This is a genomic window from Caulobacter segnis ATCC 21756, from assembly GCF_000092285.1.
Taxonomy (GTDB): Bacteria; Pseudomonadota; Alphaproteobacteria; order Caulobacterales; family Caulobacteraceae; genus Caulobacter; species Caulobacter segnis.
On the sequence record NC_014100.1, the window covers coordinates 2184299 to 2208216 of the forward strand.

Sequence of the window (23918 nt, forward strand, 5' to 3'; positions counted from 1 at the left end):
AGGCGCTCAGACTGGCTGGAGGCCGTGTTCGACGATCTTGCGGATCAGGTCGCGATGCCGGGGCAGGGTGGCGCGCAGGCGCTCGGTCTGCAGCGCGTTCTCGCGGAGGGCGCGCTGGGCCAGCGCCGCTTCGTCGGCCAGCGCCTCGCGCTCGACCTCGGTCCTGAACCCCATGCCATAGAGCACGTACTGGTAGCTGGCGGCCGGGAAGACCTCCTCGACGCGGTCGAACTCCTCGTGGAGCCACGGCGGCTGGTGACGCCAGAGGCGCAGCAGATCGGCGAGGCGCTCGGGAATGGTGTCCGGGTCGCGGTTGTCGCGCCAAAAGGCGGTGTCGCTGCGTTGGCTCAGCACATAGTGCAGCTTCAGAAAGTCGATGATCCGGCCCCAGCGGTATTGGGTGGTGGCGTTGAAACGGCCGGCGATGACGTCCATCACCTCGCGGCAGGCGGGCATCTGCTCGGCGATCAGCTTGGCCGAAAGTTCGATCAGGACGATAGCCGAGGCCTCGAGCGGCTCCAGGAAGCCGGCGGCCAGGCCCACAGCGACGCAGTTGCGCTTCCAGAAGATCTCGCGGTGGCCCGAGCGGATGGCGATCTTGCGCACCGGCAGGTCGCGACACGCCGGACCGATATAGGCGCGCAACTCGCGCTCGGCGTCGTCGTCGGAGATGTGGCGGCTGGAGAAGACGTGGCCGACGCCGCGCCGGGTGGGCAGGCCGATGTCCCAGATCCAGCCGGCCGACTGGGCCGTCGAGATGGTGTGGGTCGAGATCGGGCTGTTCTCGTTCTCGTAGGGGATCTGGATGGCCAGGGCGGTGTCGCAGAACAGGACGTCGCCGCAGTCCTTGAAGGGCACGCCGAGGGCCTCGCCCAGCAGCAGCGAGCGAAAGCCGGTGCAGTCGACGAAGAGGTCGCCCTCGATCTCGCCGGCCTGCTCGGTGACGATGGCGCGAATGTCGCCGTCCTCGGCCAGGGATACGCTGCGCACGTCTGCCAGCACATGGCGGACGCCCAGTTTCTCGGTGCAGTGGCGCTGCAGGAACGGCGCGAACTTACCCGCGTCCAGGTGGTAGGCGTAGTTGGCCGCGCCCTGGTACGGGGCGGCGGTGATGGTCTTGGGGGCCAGGCCTTCATCGCAGAGCACGCCTTGCGGGCAGACCGCGTCGCAGAAGCTGACATCGCCGCCGCTCGCCAGCCAGTGCGGGGCCAGGTTCACCTGCGAGAAGCCCTGCGGCAGAACCAGCGGGTGGTAATAGGCGTCGTCCTCGGCGCCGGTGGTCCAGCGGGCGAACTTGGCGCCTTGCTTGAAGGCCGCGTCGCACTCGCGGAAGAAGTCGGTTTCGGAGACGCCGATCTTGGCCAGGGTCGTGCGCAGGGTCGGCCAGGTGCCTTCGCCGACGCCGATGATCGGGGTGTTGGGCGACTCCACCAGGGTGACGGTGAAGCCAGAGGCCTGTCTCGCCTTGTGCTTGGCGGCGATCACGCCCGCGGTGAGCCAGCCGGCGGTGCCGCCGCCGACGATGACGATGTTCTTGACCGGACTGACCATGGATCAAACGCTGAAAAAGAACGGCTGGGAGCGCCATTGACGCTCCCAGCCAGGGGGAGTGCAACTAGAAGCGGAAGCGCGCGCCCGCCGTGTAACGGCGTCCGTACGCGAAGACGTCCAGCAGTTGGTTGTCGAACCGTCCGTGGGTGCTCTGCGTCTCGTTGGTGAGATTGAGCGCCTCGAAGAACAGGTTGATCTGCTTGGTCAGGGCGTAGCTGGTCGAGAAGTCGACCTGCAGGTTCGGATTTTCGAACGTCGGTTCCGAGCCGAAGGCGCCGGTGTTCTGGTTCTGACCGAAGCCGCGCAGGTACTCCTCGCGGTAGTTGACCGCCACCCGCGCCTCGAAGCCGTTCTTGTCATAGAAGGCCACGAGGTTGGCGGAGTTGGCCAAGCCGGTGATCGCGAAGCCGCTCTGGGAGATGTCCTTCGGATCGTAGGGCTTGTTGGTGTCGACGAACGTGGCGTTGGCGTTGAAACCAAAGCCGCTGTCGCCGAACACGTGCTGCCAGGCAAACTCGACACCGCGCACGGTGGCTTCCGGCCCGTTCACCTGCTGGGTCACGGCGAAGATCGCCGGCTGGCCGGTGCTCGGGTCGATGACCCCGTTGATGGTCTGACGCGTGGTGCCGCCGACGATGAAGTTGCTGACGTCCTTGATGAAGACGTTCACCGCCGCGTACGAGTTCGGCTTGTAGTACCACTCCACCGCCGCGTCGAAGTTGTCGGCCAGATAGGGCTTCAGCGAGGGGCTGCCGCCGCTGGCCGTCAGGGCTCCGACCCGCTGGCCCGTGCCCACGCTGGCGACGGGCGTCAGCAGGTTCAGGCCAGGACGGGTCAGGGTCCGCGAGGCGTCCAGGCGCAGATGGATGCTCTCGGTCAGCTCCAGCTTCATGTCGACGCTGGGGAGCAGGTACGAATAGTTGCTCTTGGTCGAGACCGCCTGGGGATCGCTCAGCGTCACTGTCAGCAGCGTGGGGTCGCCAGTGCTGCGCGTGATCGCCGTTGGCACCTGGCCGAAGCCCGCCGAGGTGACGTGGGTGTTCTCCTCACGCACGCCGGCGTTGAAGTGGAAAGGCATGCCGGCCACGTCGACGTCGAAGTTGGCTTTCACGAACAGCGCCCAGGTCTTTTCGGTGATGTCCCGGATGCTGCCGTTATCCAGCGCCATGTCGAAAGCGCCGGTGAACTGGGTTCCGACGCCGCCCCCGCCATAGTTGAAGCCGGGGATGTTCTTGGTCTGCGGATTGCCCAGGCCGCTCAGGAACGCCTGATAGGCGTGGGCGTCGAACTTCAGCAGGTACGGCGGCAGGGCGCCGTCGAAGCCCGGGATGAAGTTCTTGGTGCTCACACGCTCGGTGAACAGGCTGGCCGGAACCATGACGCCGCCGTTCGGACCGGACGCCGGGCCGTAGCCCGGATAGGCCTGCCAGAAGTTATTAACGAAGGTGTTCTTCTGCTGGAACTGGAAGCGATCCTCCAGATAGGTGCCGCCGGCCTTGATCCTGAAGCCGTCCTGCTCCCAGGCGCCGGTGAACCGTAGTTGCTTGACGACATCGGTGTTCTGCTGCGCCTGACGCACGACCACGTGCGAACCGATCACCGAAGTGTCGGCCCACCGCGAGCCATCGCCGTTGGGGCCGTAGTCGTGCAAGACCGGCAGGGTGTTCTTGCTGCCGCCGTTGATGCTGATGCCCAAGGACGGGCCGATGCCGAAGCCGTAGCCGACGTCGGCGCCGTCGCTGGTCACCTCGCCCCCCGGGTTGAGCCAGCTCTTGGCGTAGCTGGCGTCGCCCTCGAAGCTCAGGTTCTCGGACACCTCCCATTTGACGTTCAGGCCCGTCTGATTGGTCCGCAGCACCGAACGGTCCGTGCCGGCCGTGAAGTCGGTCTGTGATCCGGCCTGGGTGAAGTCGACCGTGGTGCCGTTCGGGTCAAGCTTGACGTTGCGCAGGCCGTCCTGGTTGAACCAGATGCCGTAGCCGAAGTTGTCGGCCCGGATGCTCTGGCGCGAATAGTTGTCATCCAGGGTGACGGTGACCCCGTCGACCGGCGCCCATTGGAGGGCGATGCGGCCGTCGATGCGTTCGTCCTTGGTATAGATTTGGCTGGCGCCGGCCTGTTGCTCGAACCAGCCCAGAACCGTCTTGCTCTGCGACTCCAATTGCTGGGCCGTGCAGGCGGCCGTCAGCTGGCAAGGCCTGTAGTAGCCGCCCGGCCAACCGCTGACATAGACGCGGTTGGTCTGGGTGTCGTGGCGCGTGTACATGCCATCGACCAGGATGCCGAACTTGTTGTCGGCGAAGGTGTCGCTGAACAGCGCGCCGACGGTGGGCACGATCTTTCCGGCGTCATCCTGCAGCGAGCCCGACGCGGTGACCGCGATTCGGCGTCCCGGCTTGTCGAAGGGCTTGGGGAAGGCGACGTTGACCGTCGCGCCGATCGAGCTGCTCGACAGCGTGACGTCCGGCGTCTTGTAGACGCTGAGCCCGCCCACGAAGTCCGCGCCGACGGTGCTGAAGTCCACCGAGCGGCCGCCCGTGGCCGTCGAGATCCGGCGGCCGTCATAGAGGGTTTCGTTGAAGTCGCCGCCAAAGCCGCGGACGGTGATGCCCTGAGGCTCTCCGCGTGAACCGGAACGCTGGATCGAGACGCCCGGAAGGCGCTGCAGCGAGGCGGCGACGTTGGCGTCCGGGAACTTGCCGATGTCCTCGGCCGAGATGGCGTCGACGACGCCTGGGGAAGAGCGCTTGATGTCGAGGTTGCGCTGCAGGGAGCCGCGCAGACCTGTGACGATGACTTCCTCGACGACGGCCGAGTCTGACGGCTTTTGCTCGGAAGTCTGGCCAGCATCCGCCGGAGCGCTAAGCGCCGACGCCGTGGCGATGGCTTCGTCCGACGCCCGATCGGCCGCGTGCGCGACGCCGAAGACCGTCAGCGCCAGCAAGCTGGACGCGCTGGCCAGCGCAACCTTGGATGCGCCGCTCCGCCTGATTTTACTCAGGTTACTAAGACTAGTCCCTCTCATGTTTCCCCTCCTGAGGTTATGGATGGCTCTTTGCCGGCGATGCAGCGCCGGGTGATCCGAGATCGCGTTAGCGTCTCGAATTTCCTTGTCAGAGAGGGGGTTTAGGCAGCCTTGTGCGATCCTGGCGCATCTTAGTCCTCCCTGAATATTGTTGTTATGTGAGGACGGTAACGCGCAAAGGTAGCGGTATCAACGGATATTTTGTCGGTGTTATTATTGCCCCGAAATTCGACACGTGTGATCGTGGGTTGAGGTATCGTCCCGGGAACAAGGGGCGAGGGGAGGAAGCCTTGGCGGACTTGGAACAGCTGAATGCCAACGACCACGCGGGTCTGCGTCTGGGCGACTTGCCCGGCCGACGACCGCACTTCGTCCAGATCGTGGCGTCGGAGTTCGCGGCCGCCGCGGCCGTCTGTCCGATCTTCCTGACCAAGAACGCCGACACGGGTCAGTTCTACGCGGGCGCCATGTTCGGCTTCGAGCCCGGCGAGAACCTCCTGGACGCCACCGAGGGCGGCGCACGCCTGTTCCAACCGCTGGATCTTGAGCGTCAGGGCTTCTTCATCGGGCCCGAGGGCGAGGTTCTGGTCGACCCCGCGCACCCGCGCTTCTCGAGCGGTCGGGGCGCGGCGCTGTTCGAAGGCGATGGGCAACCCACCCAAGCCGCCCGCCGGGTCCAGCAGGCCTTGGGCCGCCTGCAAGCCGGCGTCGCCGAGACCGACGCCTTCATCCAATCGCTGCTGGCGAGCAAGCTTGTCGAGCCGATCGACATCGACCTGTCGTTCGACGACGGTCGAAGCCTCAGCCTCGGCGGGCTCTACACGGTGAGCCTCGACTCGCTCGGCGAGCTGGAGGACGCGGCCGCCCTGGCGCTGTTCCGCGCCGGCCAACTGCAGCTAGCCTACGCCATGGCCGGCTCGCTGAAACAGTTGTCGCGTCTGGCGGCGCTGCGCAACGACCGGTTGGCCGCGTGACGGAGAATGGGGCGACGCCCGTGCGCGTCGTCGAGGCCGAGACGCTGGCCGGCCTGGATCCGGCTGCGTTCAACCGCGAGATCATGGCGCCATGCCAGCCGGTGCTGCTGCGCGGAGTCTGCCGCGATTGGCCCGTGAGCCGTCAGGCGGCGGCGGGCTGGGCCAGCCTTTCGACGTATCTATCGCGGATGGACGCTGGCCGGACGGGCGAGGCCTTCGTCGGCGCGCCGGCCATCGCCGGGCGCTACGACTACGGCCAAGACCTCGAAGGCTTCAACTTCCAGCGCGAGTCGCTGCCGGTGGGGCTGGCGCTACAGCGCATCGACGCGGCCGCCGCCGATCCCAGCCTGGACAGCGTCTATCTGGGCTCGTTGCCGGCAGACGACTATTTCCCTGCCTTCGCGGCCGAGAACCCGGTCGGCTTCCTGCCGCCCACGGCGCGGCCGAGGCTGTGGCTGGGCAACGCCAGTCGGGTCGCCTGCCACTACGACGCTTTCGACAACCTAGCCTGCGTGGTGGCGGGGCGCCGGCGCTTCACGCTCTATCCGCCGGACGCGATCGGCGACCTCTATGTCGGTCCGATCGACCACACCATGGCGGGTCAGCCTGTCGCCCTGGCCGCCGGCGCCGCGCCGGACGATCCGCGCTACCCGCGCTTCGCCGCGGCCAAGGCGCGCGCCCTAGTCGTCGAGCTCGCGCCCGGCGATGGGCTCTACCTGCCCAAGCTCTGGTGGCACCAGGTCGAGGCTCTGGAACCGCGCAACCTATTGGTCAACTACTGGTGGGACGGGTTCGCCGCAGGGCCCGACGCGCCCTACGCGGCGATGATGCTGGCGATGATCACCCTGGCCGAGCGGCCCGAGGCCGAGCGCAAGGCGTGGCGGGCGTTCTTCGACCACTATGTCTTCCGGCCCGACGGCCATCCGCTGGCGCACTTGCCGGAGGACAAGCGCGGCGCGTTGGGTTCGCTGGCCGGCGAGGCCTATGGCCGGATCCGCGCCTTCGTGATGCGGACGTTAAGAGGCGGGTAGGGCGCCGGCCTAGCCGGCGCCCTCGGAGTCTACCGCCCGTCGAGCGGGAACTCGAACACCGTGACCGAGGTCGGCGCGGCCGTCAGGCGACCGCCCGAGAGCTTGGCGGCGCGCTCGGCGATCGTGACGCCGGCGGGCTGGCCCACCTTGTTCTCGGCCTTCAGCGAAGCGCCCGTCAGCACCCACTGGCGGCCGGCGGCCTTGGGCTTGAGCGCCTTCAGTTTCAGGGCGACCGTCTGGCTGTCGAAGGTGGCGTTGACCACCCCGATCCGCAGCGCCTTGCCGTCGGGGCTGACACCCGCGATCACGTCCAGGGGATAGGTGGAGCTGCCCGCGCGCACCTGCGGATGGGCCGAGCCGACCACGTATTGCGGCGCGGGCTGGGGCGACTGGCCGTCGACCGCCAGCGGCGTCACGCCGGCCCCGAACCGCTCGCCATACAGCTTGAACACCAGGCCCGTGGCGTTCATCACCGAGGTCGTCGGCGTGATGTCCATGGTCGAGGCGCCGGTCGTGAAGGCTGACATCGTCAGGAAGTCGGTGTGGCGCAGCATCTCCTGCAGCACCATGGCGTAGGCCAGCGAGGACTTCAGATTGACCTGGCCGAAATAGGCGTACTCGTCCATCGACAGGAAGATGTTCTTGTCCTTCATCGCCGGGAAGCGGGACTGATAGATTTTCCACTCTTCGGCCTTCATGCGGACGTGGTTCGAGGGCGAGCGGGCCCATTCCATCAGTTCGTATGTCGGCGGGCGCGTTGGGGCGCTCCTCGGGCCGGTCGTACCAGTGCTCGGAGATGCCGTCGAAATTGCCCCAGGCCTTGGCGAGGAAGCCGCCGGTCCAGTCCTCCTCGGTCCCGAACTTGTGGGCGATGCTCTCCAGCGAAGGGTTCTCCTTGACGTCGCGCGGGTGCAACTGGTCGGGCATGGCGCCCGAGGCGATGAGGGTGATGCTGGGATCCACCGCCCGCATGGCCGCGGCGAAGTGGTTGTGCTTGATCATGTAGTAGTCGAGCGAGGTCTTGCCGATCTGCCACCAGCCGTAGGGCTCGTTGCCGATGTTCCAGAACTTCACGCGATAGGGCTCGGGGTGGCCGTTGGCGGCGCGTTTCGCGCCCCAGGTGCTGGTCGCCGGGCCGTTGATGTACTCGACTTCCTCGGCCGCGGAATTGGCGTCGCCGAGGCCCGCGTTGACGGTGATGTAGGGCTCGACGTCGATGATCTTCGTCAGGTCCAGCCACTCATCCATGCCGATGTCGTTGGGCTGCATGGCGCTCCAGGCGTGGTCGAACATCGGGGCGCGCTTGTCGCGCGGGCCGATCGCGCCGTGCCAGTCCCAATCGGACAGGAAGTTTCCGCCGGGCAGGCGCCAGAAGCCCGAGTTCAGCGACTTGGCGATGGCGGTCGTGTCGGCGCGCCAGCCGCGGATGTTGTCCGAAGGCATCAGCGAGACCGCGCCGATCTTGAACTGGCCTTGGCCCTGGCCGGTGATCTCCAGCCGCGCGTCCGTGGCGTCGGCTGTGGGGGTGAAGCTGAAGTCGGCGCGCTTCCAGTCGGCGCTCGGCGCGGAGAGGGCGACTGTCTGGCGGTCGCTAGGGGCGGGGCCCCAGACCAGGGTGACCTCGACCTTTGCGCCCGGATCGCCCGCGATCTGGACATAGCCGTCGTAGCGCTTGCCCTTGGCCAGCCCGATGCCGGCCTGCGAGAAGCCTCGCTTGCTGGCGGCGTCCACCGTCACGACCGGGCTCTGGGCCCCGACATAAGGCGCCTTGGTGTCCATCACGACGACGTCGTCGCCGCCGATGGGCCGCCACTTCCGGTAGGAGACGCCCGGGCGCCCTTCGGCGTTCAGCGGCGGCGGCGTATCGCGCGCCTGCGGGACCACCGGGTAATAGAACTTGCGGTCGTCCAGGAGCTCGGCCCACAGGGTGCGGGCTACGAGGCCGCCGATCGGCTCGATGAACATGCCGTATTCGTACTTGGTGACGGCCGCCGAGCGACGAGTCCCGTCGATATCGACCTTGATCGGAGCCGTCGGCGCGGCGCTCGCCGAGCCCGCCAGGGCCCAAACCATGCAGGCGCTGGCGATCAGTCTATGACGCATCAAACCCTCCCTATTACTCTGTCTATTTTAAGCAACCATAGGTCGCTGAAGCTTGGTGGGCGAGTCCGTTTTATGCGTGAAAACGCGCGTTTTACGACCTTCGTCGGTATTTCCGTTCCAATGCGAACGACAGAAAGCCGATTGACGCGGCTTAGTTTAAGCGGACAAAAGGTAACGCTCACATCGAGATCGCCGAGCAAGGCTCAGGCGGCGGCTAGGGAGGACGGGATGACGGCGGGTAACCAGCACGACCTAAAACGGACGACGCGGCGCGGTCGCCTCGGCGCTCTCATGATGGCGGCCTGCGTGCTGGCGACGCCTGCAGCGGTCCTGGCCCAAGTCGGCACCAAGGCGCCGCCCGTCGTGGCGGGCGCCAAGCCGGTGACGATCCAGCGCATCAAGGTCCATTCCGTCGCCATCGAGGGCAATCTCGAGGGCGAGAGCGCCGATCGCGACGTGCTGGTCGTCCTGCCGCCCGGCTACGCCGCCAACCCGAAGAAGCGCTATCCGGTCGTCTACGCCCTGCACGGCTATTCGATCGGCGCCGAGCAGTGGAGCCGCGAGATCCACGTGCCGCAGACGGTCGAGGGCGCCTTCGGCAAGGGCGTCGCCGAGATGATCGTCGTGCTGCCCGACAGCAAGACGCTGCACAACGGCTCGATGTATTCCAGCTCCCAGACCACGGGCGATTTCGAGACGTTCGTGTCGCGCGATCTGGTGGCCTATGTCGATCAGCACTACCGCACCCTGGCCAAGCGCGAGAGCCGAGGCCTGGTCGGCCACTCGATGGGCGGCTACGGGCGCCAGCCGCATCGGCATGCGCCACACCGACGTGTTCGGTGCGCTCTACATGATGAGCCCCTGCTGCCTGTCGCCGCGCGAGCCGGGCAAGGTCGATCCGGAAGCCGCCGCGACCCTGGCCGCGATCAAGACGCCGGAAGAGACCACGAAGCTGCCCTGGGGTCTCCGCGCCCAGCTGGCGACGGCCGCGGCCTGGTCGCCGAACCCGAAGCGTCCGCCGCTTTATCTGGACCTGCCGGTGGAGAACGGCGCGGTGCGGACCGACGTGCTGGCCAAGTGGGCGGCCAACGCGCCGCTGGCCTTCGTCGATCAGTATATCGGCGCGCTGCGTCGCTATAAGGCCATCTCGATGGACGTCGGCGACCGCGATGGCCTGAAGGACGACGCGACCAAGCTGCACGAGGTCTTCGACCGCTACGGCCTGGCCAACAGCTTCGAGATCTACCCCGGCGATCACACCAGCGACGTGGCGATCCGTTTCCAGGATCATGTCCTGCCGTTCTTCGGCAAGAACCTGTCGTTCCAGGCTCGCTGAGCGTAACGACCAAGTCTCGAGGAGTATGCGTATGAAACGGCGTTCCTACATGGGCGCGGCCCTGGCGGTCATGCTTCTGGCTTCGGCCTCTGGCGTCGCCGCGGCTGACGATCCGCTGGCGGCGACCGGGCGCTGGAGCGCCTATAGCCGCGTCGCGGCCCAGACTCCGCCGATGGGCTGGAACAGCTGGAACGCCTTCACCAGCGACCTCGACGAGGACAAGGTCATGGGCTCGGCCCAGGCCCTGGTCGACACCGGCCTCGCGGCCAAGGGCTACCGCTATGTGAACCTCGACGACGGCTGGTGGCTGAAGCGCCGCGAGTCGGACGGCCGGATGATCGCCCGCGCCGCCCGCTTCCCGTCGGCCGCGACGCCGGACGGCGCGACCAGCTTCCGGCCGCTGACCGACCGCCTGCACGGCATGGGCCTGAAGGCGGGCATCTACTCGGACATCGGCCGCAACAGCTGCGGCCAGGTGTTCACCTCGACCTTCCCGAACCAGCCGGAAGGAAACGTCGCCGAACGCGAGGTCGGGCTCCACGGCCACGTCGACCAGGACATCGCCCTCTATTTCGCCGAATGGGGTTTCGACCTGATCAAGGTCGACGGGTGCGGGGTGCGTGGTTTGCCGCCCAGCGACAAGCGGGTCCAGGCCGGCCAGTATCGCGCCTTCGAGCCGATCATCGACATCGACTCCCTGGGCCGCACCGATATCGTCAAGGTGCGCGAGCTCTACGAGGAGGTCGGGCGGGCGCTCGACAAGCACAACCCGGACGGCGACTTCGTCTTCTCGCTCTGCATCTGGGGCTCGGCCGATGTCCGCTCGTGGGGCAAGGACGTCGGCGCCATGTCGCGGACCAGCGAGGACATCTCGCCGACCTGGGGTCGGATGCTGCACAACCTCGACACCGTCTCGCGCCGCGCGCTCTACGCCCATCCGGGTTCGTGGAACGATCCGGACATGCTGTTCGTCGGCAAGGGCGACTTCGATCTTAGCCACCCCGAGGCGGCGCGGTCGCATTTCGCCCTGTGGGCGATGGTCAACGCGCCGCTGCTGATCGGCTATGACCTGAGGCAGACGACACCGGCCCTGCTGGAGATCCTGGGCGCGAAGGACGTCATCGCCCTGAACCAGGATCCGGCCGGCAACCAGGCGGTGCTGGCCTACGACTCCGATGACGTCTCGATCTTCGTGAAGAGTCTGGCCAGCGGCGACAAGGCCGCGGCGATCTTCAACCGCACCTCCGCGCCGCTCGAGGTCGTGCTGACGGCCGAGCAACTGAAGTTCCTGGCCAAGGCCGATATCGACCTCACCAACCTCTGGACCGGAGAGCAGGTCCGCTTCCAGGGCGAGCGCAAGTTCAAGCTGGAGCCACGCCAGACCCTGCTGTTCCGGGCCAAGGGAACCCGCCGACTGGCCGATGGGGTCTTCCTGTCCGAGCAGCCCGGGGCGGTGAACCCCGCCGTCGACGGCGTGGTCACGCCGATCGCCGATCCGATGATCCATCGCGCGCCGCTGCCGTGGCACGGAACGCGGGGCTTTGGCGAGCGGCCGCGCTATGGCGGCTGGGGCGGCGCGCAAGCCGACCGGACGCCGTTCGACCAGGAACTGGCGATCGCGGGGCGAACCTTCGACACGGGCGTCGGCGTCCTGGCCAACTCGCGTTTGGAGGTTCGCAACACCGGCTTCCGCCGCTTCACCGCCAGCGTCGGGGTCGACGACTCGGCCGTCGATAAGGCCCGTCCGGTGACCTTCCAGGTCTATGGCGACGGCAAGCTGCTGGCGCGTTCGAAACCGGCCAAATGGGGTCAGGCGCCGCAGGATCTGGACGTCGATGTCTCGGGCGTGAGGCTGATCGAACTGGTCGCCCGGACGAGCGGGCAGGGGAACGCCGATCCGGTCACCTGGGGAGACGCCGCGCTGCGGCGCTGAGGTCGAATTGACGCTCCGCGCCCGTCCATATACTCAGACAAGATCATCCAAAGGATGGCGGTCGTGAGCGTCTCCACCGTGTCGCGGGCGCGGACGCGGCGCGCCGTCCTAGACTTTCGCAGGACTATCCATGTCGTCTCCGTCTGGCGCTCCCCCCAAGCTTCGTTCGCGCGCGTGGTTTGATAATCCGGACAACATTGACATGACGGCGCTTTATCTGGAGCGCTATCTGAACTTTGGCCTGACGCTGGAAGAGCTGCAGTCGGGTCGCCCGATCATCGGCATCGCCCAGACGGGCTCGGATCTGTCGCCGTGCAACCGCCACCACCTCGTCTTGGCCGAGCGGGTGCGCGAGGGGATCCGCAGCGCGGGCGGTATCGTGCTGGAGTTCCCGGTCCACCCGATCCAGGAGACGGGCAAGCGGCCGACGGCGGGCCTGGACCGCAATCTCTCGTACCTGGGCTTGGTGGAGCTGCTCTACGGCTATCCGCTGGACGGGGTGGTGCTGACCATCGGCTGCGACAAGACCACGCCGGCTTGTTTGATGGCGGCGGCGACGGTCAACATCCCGGCCATCGCGCTCTCGGTCGGTCCGATGCTGAACGGCTGGCACAAGGGCCAGCGCACGGGGTCTGGCACCATCGTCTGGAAGGCCCGCGAACTGCTGGCGGCCGGCGAGATCGACAACGCCGGCTTCATCAAGCTGGTGGCCAGCTCGGCGCCCTCGACCGGCTATTGCAACACCATGGGCACGGCCACGACCATGAACTCGCTGACCGAGGCGCTGGGCATGTCGCTGCCCGGCTCGGCGGCCATTCCAGCCCCCTATAGAGATCGACAAGAGAACGCCTATCGCACGGGCCTTCGCATCGTCGACATGGTGCATGAAGACCTCAAGCCCTCGGACGTGCTGACCCGCGAGGCGTTCCTCAACGCCATCGCCGTCAACTCGGCGATCGGCGGCTCGACCAACGCCCCGATCCACCTCAACGCCCTGGCCCGCCATGTCGGCGTGGAGCTGTCGATCGACGACTGGCAGGACAAGGGCGAGCACGTGCCGCTGCTGGTCAACCTGCAGCCGGCCGGGGAATATCTGGGCGAGGACTACTACCGCGCCGGCGGCGTGCCGGCCGTCTTCGGCCAGCTGATCGAGCAGGGGCTGATCCACGAGGACGTCAAATGCGTCTCGGGCCAGACCATCGGCGAGCAGTACCGCGGGGTCCAGATCGAGGACGAGGACGTCATCCGTCCGTTCTCGCGGCCGCTGGTCGAGCGGGCCGGGTTCGTGGTCATGCGCGGCAATCTCTTCAACTCGGCGATCATGAAGACCAGCGTGATCTCCGAGGCCTTCCGCGAGCGCTACCTGTCCAACCCCGACGATCCGGACGCCTTCGAGGGCGTGGCGGTCGTGTTCGACGGGCCCGAGGACTATCACCACCGGATCGACGATCCGTCGGTGGGCATCACCGCCAACTCGATCCTGTTCATGCGCGGGGCCGGCCCCGTGGGCTATCCCGGCGCGGCCGAGGTGGTGAACATGCGCGCGCCCGACTACCTGATCAAACAAGGCATCCATCAACTGCCCTGCATCGGCGATGGCCGCCAGTCGGGCACCTCGGGCTCGCCGTCGATCCTCAACGCCTCGCCCGAGGCGGCCGTGGGCGGGGGTCTGGCGCTGCTGAAGACCGGCGACAAGGTGCGCTTTGACCTGCGCAAGTCACGGGTCGACGTGCTGGTCCCGCCCAGCGAGATCGTCGAGCGGCGCAAGGCCCTGGAGGCCGCCGGCGGCTATCCCTATCCCGAAAGCCAGACCCCCTGGCAGGAGATCCAGCGCGCCGTCGTCGGACAGCTCGAAACCGGCGCCGTCCTCGAAAACGCCGTCAAATACCAGCGCATCGCCCAGACCAAGGGCCTGCCCAGGGATAACCACTAGTCACCAATACTGAGTTTAGGGAGGCCGGCATGGCCAAGGTTTTCGGACGCGCCATGCTGGCCGCGACCCTCGCGCTGGTCGCGGGGACCGGCTTGGCTCAGGCTCAGGTCTGGCGCTCGGACGCCGGCGACGGGACCTACCGCAATCCGCCGCTCAACGCCGACTATCCCGATCCCGACATCATCCGGGTCGGCGAGGACTTCTATTTCGCCTCGACCACCTTCGTGAACGCGCCGGGCCTGACGATCCTGCATTCCAAGGACCTGGTGAACTGGGACATCGCCGGCCACGTGATGCCGAGGCTGACCGGCAATCCCAAATACGACCTGGCCGACGGCGGCGACTATCGTCACGGCGTCTACGCCCCGAGCCTGCGCTATCACAAGGGCCGCTTCCACATCGCGGTCACGCCGGTGGGGCGCCCGACGCGTATCTATTCGGCGGCCGACGTGCGCGGCCCTTGGACGATGCACGAGCTCGATCGCGAGGCCTTCGACCCGGCGCTGTTCATCGACGACGACGGCAAGGCCTATATGGCCACATCGATCGGGTCGGACGGGACGATCACGCTGCTCACCCTCGACGATGACCTGACCACCGTCACCAGCGCCCAGAAGATCCACTACATCAAGGGCGCCGAAGGCTCGAAGCTGATCAAGCGCGACGGCTGGTACTACATCTTCAATTCTATTCCCCGACGCCTGGGGATGACGGTGTCGCGGGCGCGGTCGCTGACCGGACCTTGGGAGACCCGCGACCAGATCGACGACAAGACCGGCGGCCACCAGGGCGCCCTGGTCGATCTGCCCGGCGGCGGCTGGTACGGGTTTGTCATGCTGGACGCGGGCGCGATCGGCCGCGTGACCAATATCAGCCCCGTCTTCTGGCAGGACGGCTGGCCGGTGTGGGGCACGCCCGAAGCGCCGGGGCGCGTCCCCGCGACCGCCGCCAAGCCGATCTTGGGCAAGCCGTTCGTCGAGCCGCCCAGCTCCGACGACTTCGGCAAGCCGACGCTGGGTCGGCAATGGCAGTGGAACCACAATCCCGACGACCGCCGCTGGTCGCTCAAGGCGCGTCCCGGCTATCTGCGGCTGAAGGCCACCCAGGCCCCGGAGTTCTGGAGCGCGCGCAACACGCTGGTCCAGAAAGGGCAGGGGCCTAGGAGCCGCGCCGTGGCGAAGGTGGACGCGCGCGGCCTTGCCGTCGGGGACGCCTGCGGCCTTGGCACGTTCGGCAAGTTTTCGAGCCAGATCGTCTTGACCCGCACCGCGCAGGGCCACGGCGAACTCGGCGCGCGCCTGATCGAGAGCACCCAGACCGGCCCCGTCACGACACCGCGCGGCGCGGCCGTCTCGGTTCCGTTGAAGGACCTCTGGCTATCGGTCGAGATGGACTTCACCACCGACAAGTCCGCCCTGGCCTACAGCCTGGACGGCAAGGCCTGGACCGCGCTGCCGGGCGAGTTCCCGCTGGCCTATGACTGGCGTACGGGCACGTTCCAAGGCGAGCAGTACGGGCTGTTCTGCTACAACCCGAAGGGCGGAGAAGGCCGACTGGACGTCGACAGCTTCACGCTGTCCAAGCCCTAAAGCTCACATCGCCGAGCGGGTGTCCTCGAGCGCCAGCTCGACCAGGGTCCGCATCGCGGCGCTGGCGGCCTCGGGATCGCCGGCGGCGATGGCGTCGCAGACCTTGGCGTGATCGGGCACCGGGTCGCGGGGCAGGGCGCGCGAACGCTGCTTGAACTCCGTCGTCCAACTGACCGCGGCGCTGATGCTGGCGCTGAGCGCGATCATCGCGTCGTTATGCGTGGCGCGCAGCAGGGCGTCGTGGAAGGCCCGGTCGGCCGCGCGACCGGCCTCCGTCGCCAAGGTGTGGCGGCGCATCCCGGCGAGGGCGTCCTTCATCGCCTTGATGTCGTCCTTGTCGCGACGCTCGGCGGCGAAGCGGGCCGCGGCGGGCTCAACAACCGATCGCAGTTCGAAGAGGTCCCGCACAAAGCTCACGTCCGGCTCGCTGGCGGAGAAGGCCCAGGCCAAAACGGTCGGGTCCAGGACATTCCAGCGGCTGCGCGGAAGCACCCGCGTGCCGGCTTTCGGCCGGCTCTCCACCAGCCCCTTGGCGGTCAGGACCTGAACCGCCTCCCGATAGGCGCTGCGCGACACGTCAAGGGCTTCAGCGTTGGCGATCTCGCCCGTCAGCTTCTCGCCCGGCGCGATCTGACCGGACACGATGGCCGTGCCGAGATAGTGCGCGACCGCGCCGCGCAGACGCCGACCAGAGCCTCTCGTCGACTTTGGGATCGACTTGGTCTCAGGCTCTTCGGTCGGCATGCGTCAGACTCCTGGCGGCGTTCGAGGTTCTATAAGCGCAACCGCATTAGCCTTGGCAAGTTGTCAGACCTTTTACGGCTCAAGCTGGACGACAACGATGGACTTGGCGGGAATGTCGAGGTCGAGCCCCTTGGCGCCGGCCTTGGCCATATAGGGCTTAGGAACGACCACGCCCGGCGCCTCGAACGTATTGATGGAATCAACCCGGGCCGCGGTCAGGATCTGACCCTTGGCCGAGGCGCTCTTGGCGCCCGCGACGTTCGCTGAGATCTTCGCCGCGCGAACGGGGTCAAGGTTGGTCACCGCCAGCCACAGCTTGCCCTGCGTATCGCGGGCCGCGATCGCGTCGACCCGGGGCAGGGTGATGTCCCCCTGGGTATAGACCCCCTTGTCCAGGCTGACAGGGACGAAGGTCGCGTCCTGGAAGGGCAGGTACATCTTGTAGACGTGGTAGGTCGGGGTCAGCACCATCTTGTCCTTGTCGGTCAGGATCATGGCCTGCAGGACGTTGACCATCTGGGCGATGTTGGTGATCCGCACCCGATCGGCGTGACGCGCGAAGATGTTCAGGTTCAGGGCGGCGACGATGGCGTCCCGCAGCGAGTTCTGCTGGACCAGGAAGCCCGGATTGGTGCCCTCCAGCGGCGCCAGCCAGACGCCCCATTCGTCGACGGCCAGCGTGACCTTCTTCTCCGGATCGTACTTGTCCATGATCGCCGAGTGCTTGGTGATCAGGTCGTCCATGCCCAGCGTCTCCTTCAGGAGCTTGGCGTAGGCGGTCTCGTCGAACTTGGTGCTGGAATAGGACGGCGGCCAGCCGCCCGTGGTGTACGAGTGAAGCGACAGGCCTTCGAGGCTCCAGGCCCAGTCGTGCGACTTGTAGGCGGCCATCACCGCCTCGGTGTAGGCCGGGTCCGCTTGGTTGGGGCCTACCGCGATGCGCTGCATCGCCTCGGCGCCGGTCTGCTTGGGATTATAGTTGCGGACGAAGCGGGCGTAGCGCTTCATCTCGTCGGCGTAGTACTCGGGGCGCATGGCCCCGCCGCAGCTCCAGCTCTCGTTGCCCAGCCCCAGGAACTTGACCTTGTAAGGGGCCGGGTGGCCGTTCGCCGCGCGCTCCTTGCCAGCGGTCGTCGCCGGATCGGCGGTCATGTACTCGACCCATTCAGCCGCCTCCTGGACCGTGCCCGAGCCGACATTGACCGAGACATAGGCCTCGCTGCCGATCTGGTCGACGAAGTCCATGAACTCGTCGGTGCCGAAGGTGTTGGGCTCGACCGCGCCGCCCCAGTTCGAATTGATCGTCTTGCGCCGGGCCTCCGCCGGGCCGATCCCGTGACGCCAGTGATACTCGTCGGCGAAACAGCCGCCGGGCCAGCGCACGTTCGGCACCTTGATGGCGCGAAGGGCTTCGACGACGTCCTTGCGGATGCCGCGGACGTTGGGGATCGTCGAGTCCTTGCCGACCCAGACGCCACCGTAGATGCCCGTTCCCAGATGCTCGGCGAACTGGCCGAAGATGTGACGATCGATCTTGGCTCCGGGCGTCGCCGCCTCGACGCGCAGCGGGATCGGCGCGTCGGCCTTGGTTTGGGCGAGCGCCGGCGTGGCCAGCATCAAAGCCATGGCGGAGACGGCCAGCGGCCGGGCAAATCGGAACATGTCTTCTCCCAGATCGCTTGCGTCTTGTGCGCCCGTTTCCATGGCGCTGGCGCGTTCAATGGTGCGCCGAATAATGGTCAGACAAATAGGCAGGTCAATCAGGTCTGGCGGTGACGGCGTGGCGCCGTGAAGGCGCCACGCCGGCCGCGACCTAGAACTTGAAGCGGACGCCGGCCCGGTACATCCGGCCGATGATGTCGTAGAGCGCCGGGTTGGCGTAGTTCGGCGACTTGGCCGGATCACGATCGAACAGGTTGTCGACCTTGAAGTAGGCGGTCACGTCCGGGCGGATGGTATAGGTGCCGCCCACATCCATGTAGAATGCGCCAGGCATGAAGTTCTTGTCGATCGTCGGAGCGTTGGCCGTCGAGACCGGGCAGGTTCCCGGGGCGCAGACGACGTACTGGTTGCCGTAGTTGCCGTCGGTGAACCAACGCTCCTGCAGCATGATGCTGAAGCGATCGGTCTCGTAGCTCTGGATAGCCAGCCACTTCCATTTGGGAGTGTTGCCTTGGTTCACGCCCGCGGAGTCGACCGGAACGGTGCCGGGTAGGCCGGTGTCGGTCCAGAATTCCCGGATGTGGGTGGCCAGGGCCCGCAGGGTGAAGTTGCCGGAGAGACCCAGCGGCTGGCGCCAGCGATAGCTGGCCTCGATGTCGAACCCGCTGGTCTTGATCGACGCCAGGTTGAAGGACTGGACGTTGATGTAGTTCGGGCCGGTGGTGTTGTTGAGGTTATAGGCGCCGCAGGTCTGGGGCAGAATGTTGCGGAAGCAGTAGTCGACGATCTGCGCCGCGCCCAGGCTGGAGACGACGTCGTCGACCTTGATCTTGTAGTAGTCGAACGACGCGCTGAAGCCAGGCAGCCACGACGGATTGGCCAGCACGACGCCGATCTGGGAGTTGCGCGCGATCTCCGGCGTCAAGTCCGGGTTGCCGACGGCGTTCTGGATCGCCACCACGTTCCGGTTGTTCGCCGGGTCGAAGAAGTTCGGCAGGGTCGTGGTGACGGGCGCGGCGAACAATTCCGACAGGTTGGGCGCACGGACGTCGCGCGAGGTCACGCCGCGGAAGCGCAGGCCGTCGATCGGGGTGTCCCAGGTGCCGCCAGCCTTCCAGGTCCAGATCGTGCCCGAGGTGCTGTAGTCGGTGACCCGCGCCGCGGCGTTGAAGTTGGCGCGACCGGCCGCGTCGTTGTCGAACAGCGGCAGGTCGATTTCCAGGAAGGCTTCCTTGACGTTGTAGACCCCGTCGCCGTTCTTGTAGTTCCCCGCGTGCCAGTTGTTGCCCAGCGACGACATCAGCGGATCGGCCGGATAGGCGCCGCTGTTGGGGCTGCGATCGGCGATGCCGGCGCCGTAGGGGTCGGCGCGGACGGTGTAGAACTCCCGGCGATATTCCGCGCCGAAGGCCACCGACAGCGGGCCGGCCCACAGGTCGACCGGCGCGCCCGAGAAGTTCAGGCTGGCCACGTCCTGGGTCATGCGCAGGCGCTGGAACGGACCGGCGGCGGGCTGGACATATTCAAGCGCCGCGGCCGAGGGCGGCTTGCCGCCGAAGATGTTCAGCGGCTGGCAGCCATTGGCGCGGGCCACCGGATCGGCGCAGACGATGGCGCCGTTCAGAGTGATGGCCTGGATCGCCTGGTTGAAGTGCGGCGTCAGCAGGATGTGGTCGACGTCGATGGCGGTCTTGTTGACCCCATGCTCGTAGTAGGCGTCATACGACCAGTCGGAATTGAACGCGGCGAACTTGCCCTTCAGGCCGGCGACGATGCGGTGCATGCGGCGGTCGGTGTGGACCTTGGTGTTGGGCAGTAGCGCGTTGCTGGTGCCGAACTGGAAGCTGGTGATCCCGGCGGTCGCACACGCATCGCGCACCGAGGTGGGCAGGTACGGGTTGGCGCACTGCAGCGTCAGGCCGGTCCGGTTCATGCCGTTGACGGGCTGATTGCTGGTCTTGACCTGGCCCAGGTTGAACGCGACGTAGGCCTCGTTGTTCTCGGCGAAGTCATAGCCGATGCGGCCGTAGCCGACCCTGCGTTCGATCGCCGACTGCAGCGTACGGCCGCTGTCGACATTGCCTGACAGGTCGCCGCCGACGCAGAAGCCGGGCAGGCAGCCCAGGACCGCGCCGCCCGCGGTCTTGGACGGCACGCCGCCCGAGCCGTACTGGAACTGGAAGGGTTGGCCGCTCTGGTCGAAGGCGATGCCCTGCAGCGGGCCGGCCGTGATCAGGCCGTACTTGGTGTAGGCGTAGGGCTGGGCGTAGTCGCGCATCAGATACTGCGGCGACTTGTCGTCGATGACGTTGCGGTTGATCATCGTCGTCTGGGTGAACCAGTGGCGATCGCCCGCCAGGTCCAGGCCAAAATCGCCCGGGCCGACGCCGTTTTCCTTGGCCCACTCGACGCTGCCGACCAGGTGGACACGGTCACCGGCGAAGCTGCGGCCGCCGGCGAGCTGCACCAAACCCTGCTCGTTGTCGTCGTACTTCGAAATGCCGCCCTGCACGTTGCCCTTCAGGCCGGTGAAGCGGGTGTCGGTGATGAAGTTGACGACGCCGCCCACCGCGTCGGAGCCGTAAGAGGCCGAAGCGCCGCCGTTCACGACGTCCACGCGCTGAATCAGCAGTTGCGGGAACAGGCTGACGTCGGTGACGCCGGTGTAGTAGGCGCCGACCACGCGCTGGCCATCCAGCAGGGTCAGGGTGCGGATGGTGCCCAGGCCCCGCAGCGAGAACGAGCTCAGGCCCTGCTGGCCGCTCGACGTGCTGAAGGTGTTCGTCGCCGAGCCGCTCGACCCCTGCAGCGACGGCAGCTGGACGATGGTGGCGAAGACGTTGGGCTGGGCGTTGTTCTGGATCTGCGCTTCGCCGATCACGCTGGTCGGAGTCGGCGCGGTGAAGCCGGTGGTCTGGATCCGCGTGCCAGTGACGACAATTTCGCTGACGACGGCGTCGTCGCTCGGGGAGGGGGGCTTGGCGGGCGCGGACTGCGCCAGCGCCGGTCCGGCGATCAACATCGACATCAGCGCGCCCGCGCCCGCCGACATCAGCGCCTGCCCCCGCAGCTTTCCGGGCGAGCGCGCGGAGGCGACTGTGTCTGTTTGGATCTGCGCCGGCTCAAACGGCGCGCGCGAATGGTTCATGCCCGTGGCACGCATTTTCGATTTCCCTCCCAAGGCGCAGACGTCGTTGCGTCCGCGCATTTTTCGCGCCACCGAGCCCTTTGAACCGGGGAACGGTAACGTTACCATACCGGTGGTATGCTGATGCGGGGAGGGAGTCAATACTCCGACATAATGGCCACTGTGGCGGTGGCTGGCGGACGGTGAGGAGGCTAGGCGGTCGGCAAAGCAGCCGTCGACTGACGCGCGACGATCTCGTGATCCAGCACGTGCTCGCAGCCGCTCTGGCCGTCCGGCGTGGTCTTGGCGATCTCGGCCGTCAGGCGTCCAAGCGCTTCGGCCGCCAGTTTGCGCACCGGTTGATGCACCGTGGTCAGCGGCGGCCAAAGGGTGACGGCCGCCGGCGTGTCGTCGAATCCGACCACGGTGAGCTCGCGCGGCACGTCCAGATGGCGGCGGTGCGCGACCGAAACAACCGCGGCCGCCATGTCGTCATTGCTGGCGAAGATCGCCGTCGGCGGCGGCGTGGCGTCGAGCAATTCCTCGGCGGCGGCGAGGCCCGAGGCGAAGCTGAAGTCTCCCTGAGCGATGATCGTGGTCGCGCCAGGGGTTTCGCGCACGGCGTCCTGGAAGCCCGCCATGCGCTGAGCGCTGGCCGCCTGGTTGGGATTGCCGACGATGAAGCCAAGATGCCGGTGGCCCAGTTGGATCAACGCTTGCGTCATCTCGTAGGCGGCGCGGCGATCATCGATCCGTACGGAGATCGCGTCCTTGACGCCATAGGCGCCCACGGCGGCCATCGGCAGGCCAGCCTTCGCCAGCGCGCGCAGCACGACGGGTGACTCGCCCAGCGGCGGCGCCAGGATCACCCCACGAATGCCAGACGCCACGAGCGCCTTAAGGTCCGCGGCGCTGGGCGGTCGACCGCCTTCGCCGCCCTTGAGCAGGATGAGGCGGGCGCCTCGGATGGAGGCCTCCTCGAAGACGCCGGTCAGGAAGTCGCTCATGAAGGCGGCGCTGGGGTTGGAGTAGACGACTCCGATCCGCAGTTCGGCCGACGTCACCAAGCTGCGCGCGGCGACATTCGGCGTGTAGCCCAGCGCGCGGATGGCCTCGTTGACCGCCTGGCGGGTCTCCGGACCAACGCCGGGACGGTCGTTGATGACCCGCGACACCGTCATGGGCGACACGCCGGCCTGGGCCGCGACGTCGATGATCGTGGGACCGCGAATGGCTCCCGAATTCCTAGCCAATCTCGCTTGTCTCCCGAAAACTGTCCGGACCCGCGACGCGAAACATCCACGGGGCTAGCGAAAGCTGTTTTGTAGCTTGGCGGCGCGGCGTCAAGCCCGCCCGTCTCGCAGGCAGCCATTATTTCTGATAATATATCTTAGACGATGTTCGGAATGGCAAAGAGATATCTCTGATGGCCGCCTCGAAACGAGCGCTGAGCATTGGCCGTGTGCGCCATGATCGCCGATTGTTTCACCCAGTAACTCTACGTTTCAACGCGTCGCTTCAGGGGCACGCCATCTCGCGTAGCCCTGAAGCGACCAATTGAAGTTATTCCGCGGCTTGTAGCGCCCTCGAATACCGGTTGACCGGGAAATCCAGGCCCAGGCTCTCGCGGAAGGTCGAGCCTTCGTAGTCGGTGCGGAACAGCCCCCTCTGCTGCAGGATCGGCACGACCAGTTCGACAAAGGCCTCAAGCTGGCCCGGCAGGCTCTCGAACAGCACGAAGCCGTCGGCGCCGCGTTCTTCGAACCATTGCTGCAGGTTGTCGGCGACCTGTTCCGTCGAGCCGACGAAATGGCCGCGGGGCGTCGCGAAGCGCAGGGCCGTTTGGCGCAGCGTCAGGTCCTCGGCCTTCACAGCCTCGACGATCCGATTGACAGCGCTCTGGTTGGAGTTGGCCCCGAACTCGGCGGCTTCCAGCGGGAACGGACCGTCGAGGTCATGCTGGGTGAAATCGTACTCGTTGAACGGGCGCGCCAGCGACGACAGCGCGTTGTCGATCGAAACCAGCTCGATCAGCTCCTGATACTTGGCCTCGGCCTCCTCGGCCGTGCGTCCGACAACGGGCCGCGCGGCGGGCAATACGTGCAACTGATCGGGATCGCGCCCAAAGGCCGCCGCCCGAGCCTTGATGTCCTTGTAGTAGGCCTGGGCGGCGTCGAGATCCTCGTGCGAGACGAAGATCGCGTCAGCCCGGCGGGCGGCGAAGGCCTTGCCGTCCTCGGACGCGCCAGCCTGGAAGATCACCGGCTGGCCCTGGGGCGAGCGGCTGATGTTCAGCGGGCCCTTCACCGAGAAGAACTCGCCCTTGTGGTTCAGGGTGTGCAGCTTGGCCGGATCGAAGAACTGGCCGCCCTTCTTGTCGAAGGTCAGGGCGTCGTCCTCCCAGGAGTCCCAAAGCCCCTGCACGACATCGAGGTACTCGCCGGCCAGGCGGTAGCGGACGTCGTGGGCGTAGTGTTTCTCGCGGCTGTAGTTGGCCGCGCTGCCTTCCAGCCACGAGGTGACGACGTTCCAGCCCGCGCGGCCGCCGCTGATGTGATCGAGCGAGGCGAATTGGCGGGCGACGTTAAACGGCTCGCTGTAGCTGACCGTCAGGGTGCCCACGAGGCCGATGTTGTTGGTCGCGCCCGCCAGGGCCGACAGGATCGTCAGCGGCTCGAAGCGGTTCAGGTAGTGCGGGCTGGACTTTTCGGTGATGTAGACGCTGTCGGCCACGAACAGGAAGTCGAACTTCCCGGCCTCGGCCACCTGGGCCTGGCGTTTGTAGAACTGGAAGTTCGTGCTGGCGTTGGGCTGGGCGTCCGGGTGACGCCAGTCGCCCCAGCCGGGGCCGACGCCGTGCAGGATGAAGCCGAGTTTGAGTTGACGTTGGTCAGTCATGGAAGATCTCCG

16 protein-coding genes and 1 pseudogene are annotated in these 23918 nt (G+C 66.8%); 9 read left to right on the forward strand and 8 right to left on the reverse strand.

Annotated elements, in window-relative coordinates; all coding sequences use genetic code 11:
• Nucleotides 1–6: 6 nt before the first annotated feature.
• Complete coding sequence (locus tag CSEG_RS10075) at nucleotides 7–1551, reverse strand: tryptophan halogenase family protein (RefSeq protein ID WP_013079131.1); 1545 nt, start codon at nucleotides 1549–1551, stop codon at nucleotides 7–9.
• 64 nt (nucleotides 1552–1615) lie between these two features.
• Complete coding sequence (locus CSEG_RS10080; RefSeq protein ID WP_227878906.1) at nucleotides 1616–4495, reverse strand: TonB-dependent receptor; 2880 nt, start codon at nucleotides 4493–4495, stop codon at nucleotides 1616–1618.
• A 380-nt stretch (nucleotides 4496–4875) separates the two neighbouring features.
• On the opposite strand from CSEG_RS10080, the gene CSEG_RS10085 reads away from it, so the two are divergent.
• A complete protein-coding gene (locus CSEG_RS10085; protein WP_244264934.1) occupies nucleotides 4876–5550 on the forward strand; it encodes a SapC family protein in 675 nt (224 codons plus the stop codon).
• 20 nt (nucleotides 5551–5570) lie between these two features.
• On the forward strand, nucleotides 5571–6581 hold the full coding sequence (locus CSEG_RS10090; RefSeq protein ID WP_041538269.1) for a cupin-like domain-containing protein: 1011 nt from the start codon (nucleotides 5571–5573) through the stop codon (nucleotides 6579–6581).
• Nucleotides 6582–6610: 29 nt separating this feature from the next.
• On the opposite strand, the gene CSEG_RS23295 is transcribed toward CSEG_RS10090, so the two are convergent.
• Nucleotides 6611–7315: an alpha-L-arabinofuranosidase C-terminal domain-containing protein gene (locus tag CSEG_RS23295; protein WP_322786027.1), complete on the reverse strand. Its 705-nt coding sequence runs from the start codon at nucleotides 7313–7315 to the stop codon at nucleotides 6611–6613.
• Nucleotides 7316–7827: 512 nt separating this feature from the next.
• Between CSEG_RS23295 and CSEG_RS23300 the strand changes: the two genes are divergently transcribed.
• The 7 genes and pseudogenes from CSEG_RS23300 (at nucleotide 7828) to CSEG_RS10115 (ending at nucleotide 15475) form a co-directional block, all read left to right on the forward strand.
• Nucleotides 7828–8241: a hypothetical protein gene (locus CSEG_RS23300; protein WP_244264935.1), complete on the forward strand. Its 414-nt coding sequence runs from the start codon at nucleotides 7828–7830 to the stop codon at nucleotides 8239–8241.
• A gap of 267 nt (nucleotides 8242–8508) precedes the next feature.
• Nucleotides 8509–8679: a hypothetical protein gene (locus CSEG_RS23305; RefSeq protein WP_244264936.1), complete on the forward strand. Its 171-nt coding sequence runs from the start codon at nucleotides 8509–8511 to the stop codon at nucleotides 8677–8679.
• A gap of 299 nt (nucleotides 8680–8978) precedes the next feature.
• Nucleotides 8979–9425, forward strand: a pseudogene (locus CSEG_RS23615) (alpha/beta hydrolase); the annotation flags it as partial.
• Nucleotides 9426–9501: 76 nt separating this feature from the next.
• A complete protein-coding gene (locus tag CSEG_RS23620) occupies nucleotides 9502–10020 on the forward strand; it encodes a hypothetical protein (RefSeq protein ID WP_322786030.1) in 519 nt (172 codons plus the stop codon).
• Nucleotides 10021–10051: 31 nt separating this feature from the next.
• Complete coding sequence (locus CSEG_RS10105; protein ID WP_013079135.1) at nucleotides 10052–11953, forward strand: NPCBM/NEW2 domain-containing protein; 1902 nt, start codon at nucleotides 10052–10054, stop codon at nucleotides 11951–11953.
• A 130-nt stretch (nucleotides 11954–12083) separates the two neighbouring features.
• Nucleotides 12084–13886, forward strand: coding sequence for an IlvD/Edd family dehydratase (locus tag CSEG_RS10110; RefSeq protein ID WP_013079136.1), 1803 nt, complete (start codon nucleotides 12084–12086; stop codon nucleotides 13884–13886).
• Nucleotides 13887–13915: 29 nt separating this feature from the next.
• Nucleotides 13916–15475 (forward strand): glycoside hydrolase family 43 protein, encoded by a 1560-nt coding sequence (locus tag CSEG_RS10115; RefSeq protein ID WP_013079137.1) that lies wholly within the window; start codon nucleotides 13916–13918, stop codon nucleotides 15473–15475.
• A 3-nt stretch (nucleotides 15476–15478) separates the two neighbouring features.
• Here CSEG_RS10115 and CSEG_RS10120 read toward each other — a convergent pair whose 3' ends face one another.
• From CSEG_RS10120 to CSEG_RS10140, 5 genes are all read right to left on the reverse strand, one after another.
• A complete protein-coding gene (locus tag CSEG_RS10120; RefSeq protein ID WP_013079138.1) occupies nucleotides 15479–16219 on the reverse strand; it encodes a FadR/GntR family transcriptional regulator in 741 nt (246 codons plus the stop codon).
• 72 nt (nucleotides 16220–16291) lie between these two features.
• Entirely contained in the window at nucleotides 16292–17881 is a 1590-nt protein-coding gene (locus CSEG_RS10125) for an alpha-N-arabinofuranosidase (protein WP_013079139.1), read from the reverse strand.
• A gap of 151 nt (nucleotides 17882–18032) precedes the next feature.
• Nucleotides 18033–21044: a TonB-dependent receptor plug domain-containing protein gene (locus tag CSEG_RS10130; RefSeq protein WP_013079140.1), complete on the reverse strand. Its 3012-nt coding sequence runs from the start codon at nucleotides 21042–21044 to the stop codon at nucleotides 18033–18035.
• A gap of 176 nt (nucleotides 21045–21220) precedes the next feature.
• Nucleotides 21221–22261 (reverse strand): LacI family DNA-binding transcriptional regulator, encoded by a 1041-nt coding sequence (locus CSEG_RS10135; RefSeq protein ID WP_013079141.1) that lies wholly within the window; start codon nucleotides 22259–22261, stop codon nucleotides 21221–21223.
• Nucleotides 22262–22571: 310 nt separating this feature from the next.
• Nucleotides 22572–23906: an LLM class flavin-dependent oxidoreductase gene (locus tag CSEG_RS10140; RefSeq protein ID WP_013079142.1), complete on the reverse strand. Its 1335-nt coding sequence runs from the start codon at nucleotides 23904–23906 to the stop codon at nucleotides 22572–22574.
• Nucleotides 23907–23918: the final 12 nt, after the last annotated feature.